Source organism: Enterobacter sp. Lyrl_3, from assembly GCF_051948675.1.
In the GTDB taxonomy this organism is placed as follows: Bacteria; Pseudomonadota; Gammaproteobacteria; order Enterobacterales; family Enterobacteriaceae; genus Enterobacter; species Enterobacter cloacae.
The window spans coordinates 360,473-373,167 of the sequence record NZ_JAYJLI010000002.1 but is presented as its reverse complement, the minus strand read 5'-3'; the positions used below and the strand labels follow the sequence as shown (position 1 = coordinate 373,167).

Here is a 12,695-nt window from a genome sequence, read left to right as displayed (position 1 = left end):
ACGGCGCATAATGCCTCACTTTTTAAACGAAGAGGGGAGTCGGGAAAACAGCCATCGGCTCATCAGCGGTAATAACCCCAGTAGTGTAAAGGCTAACAGCATGCCCGGCGACAGAATATCGCGCAGCGAAGTGATTTTTCCCAGCTCGCGGCCGGCGTTGAGGAAGATAACCGTTGCGGGCAGCATGGCGAGCTGGCTGACCCACCAGTACCGACGCACCCCAATGCGGGTCAGCCCCATCAGCAGATTGACCAGAAAAAACGGGAACAACGGCATCATCCGCAGGGCGAATAGATACCCTGCGCCGTCACGCGCCATCCCGGCGTTCACCGTTTTCATCTGTTGGGCAAACCGTCGCTGAACCCAGTCGCGCAGCAGATAACGGCTGGCGAGCATCGCGAGCGTGGCGCCGAGCGTGGAGGCAAACGACACCAGCAGCGTCCCCTTCCACAGCGTAAACAGCGCGCCGCCCAGCAGAGTCAGTATCGCGGCACCGGGGATAGAGAGGGCGGAAACGACCACATAGAGCGCAAAAAAGATCAGCGCACTTTGCTGCGGGGCGTGTTCGACGCAGGCGAGCAAGGTCTGCTGATGCGTTTTGACGGTTTCAAGAGAGAGCGTGCCCGGAGGAAGAGTGAGCCACGTCAGCATAAAGGCGCCCAGCAGGGCGCACAGTACGACAATTTTTCGAATGTTCACACGGGGTTACAGTTTGAATTTCGCCCACACCGGCGCGTGGTCCGACGGTTTTTCCATGCTGCGGATATCGTAGTCGATCCCGGTTTCAATGCAGCGTTCCGCCAGCGGGGAGCTTGCCAGCAGCAGGTCTATGCGCAGCCCGCGGTTGTCATCAAAGCCTTTTGAGCGGTAATCGAACCATGAGAAGCGATCCTGGGTGTCCGGGTTAGCCGTGCGGAAGGTATCCACCAGACCCCAGCTCAGCAGGCGATCCATCCACTCGCGCTCTTCCGGCAGGAATGAACATTTGCCGGTGCGCAACCAGCGTTTGCGGTTCTCTTCACCAATGCCGATATCCAGATCGGTCGGGCTAATATTCATGTCGCCCATGATCAGCACCGGATTCTCTTTTTTCAGTTCGGTGGTCAGGTAATCCTGCAGATCCTGATAAAACTTCGCTTTCGCCGGGAATTTGGTCTCATGGTCACGGCTCTCCCCCTGCGGGAAATAGCCGTTGATCACGGTGATATTGCCGAGCGCTGAAGGAATTTCCGCCATGATGATACGGCGCTGCGCTTCTTCGCCATCACCCGGGAAGCCGCGGCGGACGGAAACCGGCGTCTCTTTGGTCAGCAGGGCAACGCCGTAATGCCCTTTCTGTCCGTGATAAAAGACGTTGTAACCCAGTTTCACCACCTCTTCGAGGGGAAACATATCGTCGTGAACTTTTGTCTCCTGCAGGCCGATCACATCAGGCTGATGTTGTTCAACAATCGCTTCAAGCTGGTGAGGGCGGGCACGCAGGCCGTTGATATTAAAAGAGACAAATTTCATAGTCGCTGCCAGTGCAAGGTGAATAGTGCATGGATGGTAGCAGAATTTGCGTCGTCTGTTACGGGGATTGACCAATAACTGCGACAGATAATGCCAACGGTGCAATATTTGCACCATTCTGACGCGCTTCGCCCTTAAAAGGGGCGTAAATGGCCGATAAATTTCGCGAGCGATCACAATTCCAGAATTATATTTGGCCTCTGCATACTCTTTCTGATTTTCATGCGGCAAAGCGCCGCTTGTCGTAAAAATATTCACTTTTTATGCACTAACAGTGAATAACTCCATATTGTAACTTATTGATATTCTGTTACCCCCACCCGTTTATGCATTTTTATCGCTGGCTGGCACGAAGGCTGCAATCTACATTCACAGTGCAAACACTCAATTATTTAACATTCAAATAACCTTTTATTTACCGGATGAGGTCGCTATGTCTCTGTCAATTACGCGTGAAAATTTCGATGAATGGATGATGCCGGTTTACGCTCCGGCGGCTTTTATTCCGGTTCGTGGGGAAGGCTCGCGCCTGTGGGATCAGCAGGGTAAAGAGTATATCGACTTTGCGGGCGGGATTGCGGTTAACGCGCTGGGCCATGCACACCCGGCGCTGCGCCAGGCGTTAAACGACCAGGCGGCGAAGTTCTGGCACACCGGGAACGGCTATACCAACGAACCGGCGCTGCGTCTGGCGAAAAAACTGATCGACGCGACGTTTGCGGAGAAAGTCTTTTTCTGCAACTCGGGCGCGGAGGCGAACGAAGCGGCGCTGAAGCTGGCACGCAAATATGCGCACGATAAATTCGGTGTGCACAAGAGCGGGATTGTGGCCTTTAAGAACGCGTTCCATGGCCGCACGCTCTTTACCGTCAGCGCAGGGGGGCAGCCGTCCTACTCGCAGGACTTTGCGCCGCTGCCGCCGGATATCCGCCACGGGGTGTATAACGATCTGCAGTCAGCCCGCGAGCTGATCGACGACACCACCTGCGCGGTGATCGTCGAGCCAATGCAGGGAGAAGGCGGTGTGCTGCCCGCACAGAAAGCGTTCCTTCAGGGGCTGCGCGAACTGTGCGATCGTCATAACGCGGTACTGATTTTCGATGAAGTGCAGACCGGCGTTGGCCGTACCGGTGAGCTGTATGCGTATATGCACTACGGCGTAACGCCGGACGTTCTCTCAACGGCGAAAGCGCTGGGCGGCGGCTTCCCGATTGGCGCGATGCTGACCACCGATAAATTCGCCAGCGTAATGGTCGTGGGCACGCATGGCACCACTTATGGCGGTAACCCGCTGGCAACGGCCGTGGCCGGACAGGTTCTGGATATCATCAATACCCCGGAAGTGTTGAAGGGGGTTAAACAGCGTCACGACTGGTTTGTGGAGCGTCTGAACGCCATTAACAGCAAGACCGGTCTGTTTAAAGAGATTCGCGGCCTGGGGCTGTTAATTGGCTGCGAACTGACGCCGGAGTTTGCCGGAAAAGCTAAACTTATTTCACAGGAAGCGGCGAAACAGGGGGTGATGGTGCTGATTGCCGGTGCCAACGTGGTGCGTTTTGCCCCTGCGCTGATTGTCAGCGAGGAAGAGGTGAGCACCGGTTTAGACCGTTTTGCGCTGGCCTGTGAACGTGTGAAATCCGGGGTGTCATCATGATGGTCATCCGTCCCGTTGAGCGCGGCGATCTCGCCGGGCTCATGCAGCTTGCCGGTAAGACGGGGGGCGGGCTGACCTCGCTTCCTGCCGATGAAAAAACGCTGTCGGCGCGCATTGAGCGCGCCCTGCAAACCTGGCAGGGGACGTTGCCAAAAAGCGAACAGGGCTATGTGTTCGTGCTGGAAGATACCGACACGGGGACCGTAGCCGGGATCTGCGCCATCGAAGTGGCCGTTGGTCTTAATGACCCGTGGTACAACTACCGCGTGGGCACCATGGTTCATGCCTCAAAAGAGCTGAACGTCTATAACGCGCTGCCGACGCTGTTTCTCTGTAATGACCACACCGGTGCCAGCGAGCTTTGCACGCTGTTCCTTGATCCGGCGTGGCGTAAAGAGGGCAACGGGTATCTGCTCTCCAAATCGCGCTTTATGTTTATGGCCGCTTTCCGCGATCGTTTTAACGAAAAGGTGGTGGCCGAAATGCGCGGTGTGATCGACGATAAAGGCTATTCGCCGTTCTGGGAGAGCCTGGGCGAGCGTTTCTTCTCGATGGAGTTCAGCCGGGCAGACTATCTGTGCGGCACCGGGCAGAAAGCGTTTATCGCTGAGCTGATGCCGAAACACCCTATCTATACACATTTCTTAACCCCGGAAGCGCAGGCGGTGATTGGCGAAGTCCATCCGCAAACGGCGCCTGCCCGCGCGGTGCTGGAAAAAGAAGGCTTCCGCTACCGTAACTATGTCGACATCTTTGACGGTGGGCCGACGCTGGAGTGCGACATCGACCGCGTGCGCGCGATCCGTAAAAGCCGACTGGTTGACGTCTCTGAAGGTCAGCCCGCGCCGGGTGACTGGCCGGCGTGCCTGGTGGCGAACGAAAATTACACCAACTTCCGCGCCATGCTGGTGCGTACCAACCCGAAATGTGAACGTCTGGTGCTGACGGCTGCAGAACTGGATGCCCTGAAATGTAATGCCGGCGATACGGTTCGCCTGGTGCGACTCTGCCCTGAGGAGAAAACAGCATGACTTTATGGATCAACGGAGACTGGGTAACGGGCGAAGGCGAACAGCGAGTGAAGACCAATCCGGTCGGCAACGAGGTGCTCTGGAAAGGTAATGATGCCAGCGCCGGGCAGGTTGAACAGGCCTGCCACGCCGCGCGCCGCGCGTTTCCGGCGTGGGCGAAACAGCCGTTCACTGTGCGCCAGGGGATTGTCGAAAAGTTTGCCTCTCTGCTGGAAGCGAATAAAACCGAGCTGACCCGCACGATCGCCCTGGAGACCAGCAAGCCACGCTGGGAAGCGGCGACTGAAGTGACGGCGATGATCAACAAAATCGCCATCTCGGTAAAGGCGTACCATACCCGCACCGGCGAGCAGCATACCGAAATGGCTGACGGCGCGGCCACGCTGCGCCATCGCCCCCACGGCGTACTGGCGGTGTTTGGCCCCTACAACTTCCCGGGGCATCTGCCAAACGGGCATATTGTGCCCGCACTGCTGGCGGGAAATAGCGTCATTTTCAAACCGAGTGAATTAACGCCGCTGACCGGTGAGGTGGCGGTGAAGCTCTGGGAGCAGGCGGGTTTGCCGCCGGGCGTGCTGAACCTGGTGCAGGGCGGGCGTGAAACCGGCCAGGCGCTGAGCGCGTTAAGTGATATTGATGGCCTGCTGTTTACCGGCAGCGCCGGGACGGGCTATCAGCTGCATCGCCAGCTGGCCGGGCAGCCGGAAAAAATTCTGGCGCTGGAGATGGGGGGGAACAACCCGCTCATTGTGGAAGATCCTGATGATATGGACGCGGCAGTCCACCTGACCATCCAGTCGGCCTTTATTACTGCCGGCCAGCGCTGCACCTGTGCGCGTCGTCTGCTGGTGAAGCGCGGGGCGCAGGGCGATGCGTTCCTCAGGCGTCTGGTTGAGGTGAGCGCGCGTCTGGTGCCTGCGACGTGGGATGCCGACCCGCAGCCGTTTATCGGCGGGCTCATCTCCGAACAGGCGGCGCTGAACGTTCTGAAAGCCTGGCAGGACCATGTCTCACGCGGCGCGAAAACCTTGCTGGAGCCGAAGCAGGTTCAGCCGGGCACGTCGCTGCTGACGCCAGGCATTGTTGAGATGAGCGGCGCGAGCAACGTGCCGGATGAAGAGGTCTTTGGACCGCTGCTGTGCGTCTGGCGCTATGACGATTTTGACAGTGCCATTGCGATGGCCAACAACACCCGCTACGGCCTGTCGAGCGGTCTGATTTCACCGCAGCGCGAGAAGTTTGATCAGCTGCTGCTCGAAGCGCGCGCCGGGATTGTTAACTGGAACAAACCGCTGACCGGTGCCGCGAGTACCGCCCCGTTTGGCGGCGTAGGAGCTTCCGGGAACCATCGCGCCAGCGCGTGGTATGCCGCAGATTACTGCGCGTGGCCGATGGCGAGCCTGGAAACACCTGCGCTGACGCTGCCGGAAACGCTGAGTCCGGGTCTGGATTTTAGTCAGGGAGATCGCCATGAAAGCGCGTGAAGTCAATTTTGACGGCCTGGTGGGACTGACGCACCACTATGCCGGGCTCTCCTTTGGTAATGAAGCCTCGACGAAACACCGTTTTCAGGTCTCCAACCCGAAACTGGCGGCAAAGCAGGGGCTGCTGAAAATGAAGGCGCTATCGGACGCGGGTTTTCCGCAGGCGGTGATCCCGCCGCAGGAGCGTCCAAACGTGGCGGTGTTACGTCAGCTTGGTTTTAGCGGCACTGATGAACAGGTGGTGGAGAAAGCGGGAACGCAGACGCCACACCTGCTCTCGGCGGCGAGTTCTGCCTCCTCAATGTGGGTGGCCAATGCGGCGACCGTCGCACCCTCTGCCGATACGCTGGATGGCAAGGTCCATTTGACGGTGGCGAACCTGAACAACAAATTCCACCGCGCCACCGAAGCGGAGACCACGGAGCGCGTGCTGCGCGCCATTTTCCATAATGACGCCCATTTTGCTGTCCATCCGGCTCTGCCGCAGGTGGCGATGTTTGGTGATGAAGGTGCTGCCAACCATAACCGTCTGGGCGGCGATTACGGCGAACCGGGGTTACAGCTGTTTATTTACGGGCGGGAAGAGGGCGGCCATTCAGCGCCAACCCGCTACCCGGCCCGCCAGACGCTGGCGGCAAGCCAGGCCGTGGCGCGTCTGAATCAGGTCAATCCGTCGCAGGTGATTTTTGCCCAGCAGAACCCGCATGTGATCGACCAGGGCGTGTTCCATAACGACGTGATTGCCGTCTCTAACCGCCAGGTTCTGTTCTGCCACGAGCAGGCGTTCGCCCATCAGGAGAAACTCCTCGCCACGCTGCATGAACGCGTGCCCGGGTTTACGCCGATTCAGGTGCCGACGCAGGCGGTGAGCGTGCAGGATGCGGTTGAGACCTACCTCTTTAACAGCCAGCTGTTGAGCCGGGACGATGGCAGCATGATGCTGGTGCTGCCGCAGGAGTCCAGCGATCACCCGGGCGTGTGGCGTTATCTGACTGAACTGGTGAAAGCCGATAACCCGATTGCGGAACTGCGCGTCTTTGATCTGCGCGAGAGCATGGCAAACGGGGGCGGTCCGGCCTGTTTACGCCTGCGCGTGGTGCTGACGCCTGACGAAATGCAGGCCGTTAACCCGGCAGTGATGATGAATGAGACGCTGTTTAATACCCTGAACGACTGGGTGGATCGCTACTATCGCGACCGGTTAACGCAGGCCGATCTGGTTGACCCGCAGCTGCTGCGCGAAGGCCGCGAGGCGCTCGACGCGTTAACCTCAATCCTGCAACTGGGTTCGGTTTACCCGTTCCAGCGCTAAAGGAGGCGCTATGGAAAATTTACTGGCGCTGACGCTGGCCGACGAAACGCCCTCACAACGTGAGGGGGAGGGCCCCTCATTCCACTGGCGGTGGCTGGGGCGCGGCGTGCTTGAACTGACACCGACCGCCAGGAGTGAACTGTCGCTTCTGCTCTCAACCGGCATTCACGGCAATGAAACGGCGCCCGTCGAGATTGTCGACCTGCTGCTGCGCGCGTTGTATAGCGGGGAGATCGCGCTGCACTGCCGTCTGCTGGTGGTTCTGGGAAACCCGCCTGCGCTGGCGCAAAACAAACGCTATCTGGTGAGCGACATCAACCGCATGTTCGGTGGCCGCTGGTCGCAATTCCCACAAAGTGATGAAACGGCACGGGCGCAGTGGCTGGAGCAGATTGTCACCTCCTTTTTCACCGACGCGGGGCCATCGCGCTGGCATCTCGATCTGCATACGGCGATCCGCGCCTCGTATCACGTGCGTTTTGGCGTACTGCCGCAGCGTAATCAGCCCTGGGAGGAAGATTTTCTGCGCTGGCTGGGGGATGCGGGGCTGGAAGCGCTGGTCTTCCATCAGTCGCCGGGGGGGACCTTCACGCACTTTACCTGCGAATGTTTCGGCGCGCTGGCCTGCACGCTGGAGCTGGGAAAAGCGCTGCCGTTTGGGCAAAACGATCTTACGCGCTTTGCCCCGACGCATCTTGCGCTGCATGCGCTGCTGGGGGGGACGGTGCCGGAGCACACCAGCCAGCCCGTCGAGCGTTATCGGGTTGTGCAGCAGATCACCCGCCGTAGCGAGGCTTTCCAGCTACACATGGCGGCCCACACGCTCAATTTTACGCCGTTTCGCAAGGGGGCATTACTGGCGGAGGACGGCGACGAGCGCTATGAGGTGCAGAAAACAACCGAATATGTGCTGTTCCCCAACCCGTCGGTAGCCTTTGGTCTGCGGGCCGGGCTGATGCTGGAAAAAGTGTCCTGATCGTGTCCCCTCCTGTCTGCGGGAGGGGAATATTAAAACTATATTCTTAACGATTAAGGCGATCGTATTTTCTTTGCAGAATATTCCTGGATAATTGCTTTATTATTAAACGGCAGTTGGTTATACTTCTGCACAATCTCTTAATAATCAGCTTATTGCATATTTTTGTTGCAACTCTCCACGCTTTATCCTTATTTCCTCCATATTTGGCGAAAATTTGTTTTTTACACTTTCATTGTTTTACCGTTGCTCTGACTAATTGACAATAAACCCCGTAAAGTTAATCTCGTCAACACGGCATAGCGCCGAAGAATAACTGAAAGTAAGGAAATAAATTATGCGTAAGTTTACTGCACTGTTTGTTGCTTCTACCCTGGCTCTGGGCGCTACCAGCATGGCGTTCGCCGCAGATACCGCAACCACCACTGCCGCGCCTGCTGAAGGCAAAATGATGATGCATCACAAAGGCAAGCCGGGTATGCACGAGATGATGATGTTCAAAGATCTGAACCTGACGGATGCGCAGAAACAGCAGATCCGCGACATCATGAAAAGCCAGCGTGACCAGATGAAACGTCCTCCGCTGGAAGAGCGCCGCGCGATGCATGACATTATCGCCAGCGACAGCTTCGATAAGGCAAAAGCCGAAGCGCAGATCGACAAAATGGCTGAGCAGCATAAAGCCCGCATGCTGGCTCATATGGAAACCCAGAACAAGATCTACAACATTCTGACGCCGGAACAGAAAAAACAATTTAATGCCAATTTTGAGAAGCGTCTGACAGAACGTCCGGCAATGGAAGGTAAAATGCCAGCACCAACCGAATAATCGGTTCACTCTCTTAAGACCGCCGGGATCCTGTCTACAAAAGCGCAAATGCTGTGGACAGGACCGGCGGTTTTTTCTTTCTTACCCTCTTGTCTGCCGCAACAGGCGCGGTATTCTCCTGTCATCGCTTCAGAGAATTCATGACGTTAGATTTTTTATCAGCGTCCCGCTAAGGCTTGCCCGCTCTGCTGCCGATACTACGTCTGTAACTATTCAATCATAACAAACAAGACAGCAACGATAGCGATATCCTTGCCCTGGCGCTCGTTGCGCCATTCAGGAGTGGTGATGGAGTTCTTTGATATCCGTAAAATGCCGGTCAGTCTCTGGCGCAATGGTGCTGGTGAGACGCGCGAAATTTGTTGTTTTCCTCCCGCGACGCGCGATTTTTTCTGGCGTGCCAGCATTGCGACCATCGCCAGCAATGGCGAATTCTCCTCCTTTCCCGGTGTTGACCGGGTTATCACCCTGCTGGAAGGGGGGGAAGTGACGCTGGATGCCGGTCAGGCGTTTTGCCATACCCTGAAGCACCATCAGCCCTTTTGTTTTTCCGGCGACCAGCCGGTAAAAGCGCTGTTAAGCGACGGGCAGATGTCGATGGACTTCAACATCATGACCCGGCGGGATTGCTGCCAGGCGAAAGTGCGGGTGGCAGACCGCACCTTCACTACCTTTGGCTCACGCGGGGGTGTAGTCTTCGTCTTAAGCGGTGCGTGGCAGTTGGGGGATAAATTGCTGACAGCCGATCAGGGCGCGAGCTGGGAGGAGGGAACCCACACCCTGCGTTTGCTGGAATCGCACGGCAGGTTATTATTCAGCGAAATCAACTGGCTGCCTGGTCATTAAGCACAATAACGTCAAACTCGCCGGTCAGCACGGGCTTACAGAGAATTTTGTAGCCATCATGGTCGAAGCCGGCGGGTGTGCGTAACAGGGTGGCGGCCTCCTGCAGATTATCGACCGCCCCCAGCCAGAACCAGTTATGAACGATGTGGTACTGCGTCATCGTCTCTCCCACCTCTTTTAGCGCAACGGCCCCTTCCCACGGCCAGCACTTCACGCTGATGGCCGCCAGCCCGCCAAGAAGCCGGGCGTGATGATCCTCGACGCTCTCTTTGCCGCAGCAGGCACCCGCACAGCGTTTGAGCGCAGAGCGGAAACAGGCGCGTCCACGGGTGGTGGCCTCCAGCCCCAGCAGGCTATAGCAAAGCTGCTGCTCGTCCGCCAGCGTTTGCAGCGCCTGTAGCGCCGCACGTTTGTTGGCGAACAGGCCGTACAGATTCGGTGCGTGCGAAAAATCGACGTCGCGCGCATAGACAACCTGCGGTTTGCCCGCGGTTATCTGCAGCGAGCAGAGCTGACGATTGCGGCGCAGACGCTTATTAAACAACGGCTGTTGCTCTTTGATCAGCCGGGCTTCCAGTAAGAGCGCTCCCATTTCCCCTGCCGTCGGATACCAGCTGATGCGTCGCGACTGGCGGAGCATGGCGGCTTCGTCCGGCGTGCGCAGATGGGACAGCACCCGGCTGCGAATATTCACGCTTTTGCCGATATAGAGCGGCAGGGTGTCGCTTTCGCCATGAAAGATGTACACGCCCGGCTGTTTAGGTAATTCCTCAAGCCAGGGGCGGAGATGTTCGGGATATTCATAGATAGCCGCCGCTTCAAACTCCAGACGCGGGGCTGATTGACGCCTGCTCACATACGACTCCATATACTGTTCAGGTATACAGTGTAGCAGGTGTAGGGTGGTTAAAAAAGAGCCGGGTCGCCTGATGCTCTCACCCCAACCCTCTCCCTCGGGAGAGGGCGCAAACACTAAAAACGGTAACCTGGGTTACCGTTTTGCTTTTATTTCTTCCAGAAATCGTCAAACACGGTAATGGGTGGGCGGCGTTTGTGCTCGGTTTTCAGATACCAGCCTTCGATAATCTTCGCGATACTCTCGTCCAGTTTCTTGCCTTCCAGATAATCATCGATGTTGTCATAGGTCACACCGAGCGCCGCTTCATCCGGCAGGGAAGGGCGATCGTCTTCCAGATCCGCCGTTGGCGCTTTCTTGTATAAATGCTCCGGGCAGCCCAGCGCAGCCAGCAGTTGTTTACCCTGACGCTTGTTCAAACGGAAGATAGGGTTAATGTCGGTGCCCCCGTCGCCATATTTGGTGAAGAAACCGGTGATGGCTTCTGCCGCGTGATCGGTCCCGACAACCACGCCTTTGGTCATGCCTGCAATGCTGTACTGCGCTTTCATACGTTCGCGCGCTTTTTCATTGCCGCGCACAAAATCGCTCAGCTCAATGCCCGCTTCACGCAGCGCCTGTTCACTCGCCAGCACCGATCCTTTGATATTGACCGTCAGTACGCGGTCTGGCTGGATAAAGGCGATGGCATCCTGACAATCCTGTTCGTCTGCCTGCACGCCATACGGAAGACGCACGGCGATAAACTGCAGCGCTTCATCTCCCGTCTCTTCGCGCAGCTCTGAAATTGCCATCTGGCAAAGTTTGCCGGTCAGCGTCGAGTCCTGCCCGCCGCTGATGCCCAGTACCAGCGTTTTCAGAAACGAGTTCGTTTTTAAATAGGATTTTAAAAAATCAACGCTTCGGCGGATCTCTTCATTTGCATCTACCGCAGGCTTCGCGCCCAGCGCCTGAATAATCTCGTGTTGCAGAGCCATCACGCCCTCCATATGCAGACCATAAACAGAATGTGTTAACTGTTAAAACTAACCCTTCAGGCGTAAAACGACAAGGATCACAGTTTCGAGTGCGCTATTTTGCGGCGTTTTAGCAGCTTATCGTTGTTTTATTAGAATTTTCCGAAATTCGTCTGGCGTAACTCGCAAAGTTGAACAATAGTACTTTTTATCCCATGCTTAGATAACACGCTGATAAACAAGAGGACGGAATATGAACAAGAACGTAGCAGGAATTCTTAGCGCAGCGGCGGTACTGACTATGCTGGCAGGGTGTACGGCTTACGATCGCACCAAAGATCAGTTTACACAGCCGGTAGTGAAAGATGTCAAAAAAGGCATGACCCGTTCGCAGGTGGCTGCGATTGCCGGTAAGCCTTCGTCAGAAGTGACCATGATCCACGCGCGTGGTACCTGCCAGACCTATATCCTGGGTCAACGTGATGGTAAGGCAGAAACCTACTTTGTTGCTCTGGATGACACCGGTCACGTCATCAATTCCGGTTACCAGACCTGTGCAGAATACGATACCGATCCGCAGGCACCTAAGGCGCAGTAACCCTGCTTGCCTGAGGATGTTAACAAGCCGGCCTTTGGGCCGGTTTTTTTATGCATACGTAAATCTTATTTCTTTGCGCGAATTATTTGCCTGAAATGTGAAGGTAGTCAACAAGCCAGGTCAATGAGAGACAATTTAGGCCTGTGCAGAATTATCCCCCCTCTGTACCATTACGTATACTCACTCCAACGATAAACAACAGTCAGCACATTACCTGTCAGCCAGGAGAGCGAGTCGAGTGATAGCGAGACGGCAGGTAGTCATAAAAGAGGGAAATCATGATGGAAAAGAAACATATCTACCTGTTCTGCTCTGCGGGCATGTCAACGTCACTGCTGGTGTCGAAGATGCGTGCACAGGCCGAAAAGTATGAAGTGCCGGTGGTGATCGAAGCGTTCCCGGAAACGCTGGCGGGTGAAAAAGGCCAGACCGCAGATGTTATTTTACTGGGGCCGCAGATCGCTTACATGTTGCCAGAAATTCAACGTCTGTTACCGAATAAACCGGTCGAGGTAATCGATTCAGGGCTGTACGGTAAGATTGATGGTTTAGGTGTACTGAAAGCTGCTGTGGCAGCAATTAAAAAAGCTGCTAATTAATTTTTATTTTTCCCGTCAAAGAGTTATTTCACACACAATACG

General features: G+C 56.2%; 13 protein-coding genes. 9 read left to right on the top strand and 4 right to left on the bottom strand.

The window, feature by feature from the left end; genetic code table 11:
* Positions 1-15: 15 nt before the first annotated feature.
* Both VF709_RS06970 and xthA read right to left on the bottom strand, forming a co-directional pair.
* Complete coding sequence (locus VF709_RS06970; RefSeq protein WP_013097034.1) at positions 16-699, bottom strand: TVP38/TMEM64 family protein; 684 nt, start codon at positions 697-699, stop codon at positions 16-18.
* A 6-nt stretch (positions 700-705) separates the two neighbouring features.
* A complete protein-coding gene (gene xthA / locus VF709_RS06965; protein ID WP_013097033.1) occupies positions 706-1,512 on the bottom strand; it encodes an exodeoxyribonuclease III in 807 nt (268 codons plus the stop codon).
* Positions 1,513-1,945: 433 nt separating this feature from the next.
* Here xthA and astC point away from each other — a divergent pair, with 433 nt between their 5' ends.
* The 7 genes from astC to ves all read left to right on the top strand — a co-directional run bounded on the left by astC (position 1,946) and on the right by ves (position 9,644).
* On the top strand, positions 1,946-3,166 hold the full coding sequence (gene astC, locus VF709_RS06960) for a succinylornithine/acetylornithine transaminase (protein ID WP_029882003.1): 1,221 nt from the start codon (positions 1,946-1,948) through the stop codon (positions 3,164-3,166).
* Positions 3,163-4,197 carry an arginine N-succinyltransferase gene (gene astA, locus VF709_RS06955; RefSeq protein WP_014831525.1) on the top strand — a complete coding sequence of 345 codons (1,035 nt, stop codon included), beginning with the start codon at positions 3,163-3,165 and terminating at the stop codon, positions 4,195-4,197. Before astC ends, astA begins: the two co-directional genes overlap by 4 nt.
* Positions 4,194-5,681, top strand: a complete 1,488-nt coding sequence (gene astD, locus VF709_RS06950; protein ID WP_048971543.1) for a succinylglutamate-semialdehyde dehydrogenase — start codon at positions 4,194-4,196, stop codon at positions 5,679-5,681. The genes astA and astD overlap by 4 nt, the downstream gene beginning before the upstream one ends.
* Positions 5,668-6,993 (top strand): N-succinylarginine dihydrolase, encoded by a 1,326-nt coding sequence (gene astB, locus VF709_RS06945; RefSeq protein WP_095427197.1) that lies wholly within the window; start codon positions 5,668-5,670, stop codon positions 6,991-6,993. Before astD ends, astB begins: the two co-directional genes overlap by 14 nt.
* A 10-nt stretch (positions 6,994-7,003) precedes the next feature.
* Positions 7,004-7,969 carry a succinylglutamate desuccinylase gene (gene astE, locus VF709_RS06940; RefSeq protein ID WP_048971546.1) on the top strand — a complete coding sequence of 322 codons (966 nt, stop codon included), beginning with the start codon at positions 7,004-7,006 and terminating at the stop codon, positions 7,967-7,969.
* 337 nt (positions 7,970-8,306) lie between these two features.
* Positions 8,307-8,798 (top strand): ATP-independent periplasmic protein-refolding chaperone Spy, encoded by a 492-nt coding sequence (gene spy / locus VF709_RS06935; protein WP_014831529.1) that lies wholly within the window; start codon positions 8,307-8,309, stop codon positions 8,796-8,798.
* Between the two features lie 288 nt (positions 8,799-9,086).
* Positions 9,087-9,644, top strand: a complete 558-nt coding sequence (gene ves, locus VF709_RS06930; protein ID WP_013097026.1) for an environmental stress-induced protein Ves — start codon at positions 9,087-9,089, stop codon at positions 9,642-9,644.
* Here ves and cho read toward each other — a convergent pair.
* Both cho and nadE read right to left on the bottom strand, forming a co-directional pair.
* Entirely contained in the window at positions 9,622-10,512 is an 891-nt protein-coding gene (gene cho, locus VF709_RS06925) for an excinuclease Cho (protein ID WP_020688382.1), read from the bottom strand. The genes ves and cho overlap by 23 nt on opposite strands.
* Positions 10,513-10,649: 137 nt before the next feature.
* Positions 10,650-11,477, bottom strand: a complete 828-nt coding sequence (gene nadE / locus VF709_RS06920) for an ammonia-dependent NAD(+) synthetase (RefSeq protein ID WP_013097024.1) — start codon at positions 11,475-11,477, stop codon at positions 10,650-10,652.
* Between the two features lie 232 nt (positions 11,478-11,709).
* Between nadE and osmE the strand changes: the two genes are divergently transcribed.
* Both osmE and chbB read left to right on the top strand, forming a co-directional pair.
* On the top strand, positions 11,710-12,054 hold the full coding sequence (gene osmE / locus VF709_RS06915; RefSeq protein ID WP_003857836.1) for an osmotically-inducible lipoprotein OsmE: 345 nt from the start codon (positions 11,710-11,712) through the stop codon (positions 12,052-12,054).
* Positions 12,055-12,335: 281 nt separating this feature from the next.
* On the top strand, positions 12,336-12,653 hold the full coding sequence (chbB, locus tag VF709_RS06910; protein ID WP_013097023.1) for a PTS N,N'-diacetylchitobiose transporter subunit IIB: 318 nt from the start codon (positions 12,336-12,338) through the stop codon (positions 12,651-12,653).
* Positions 12,654-12,695: the final 42 nt, after the last annotated feature.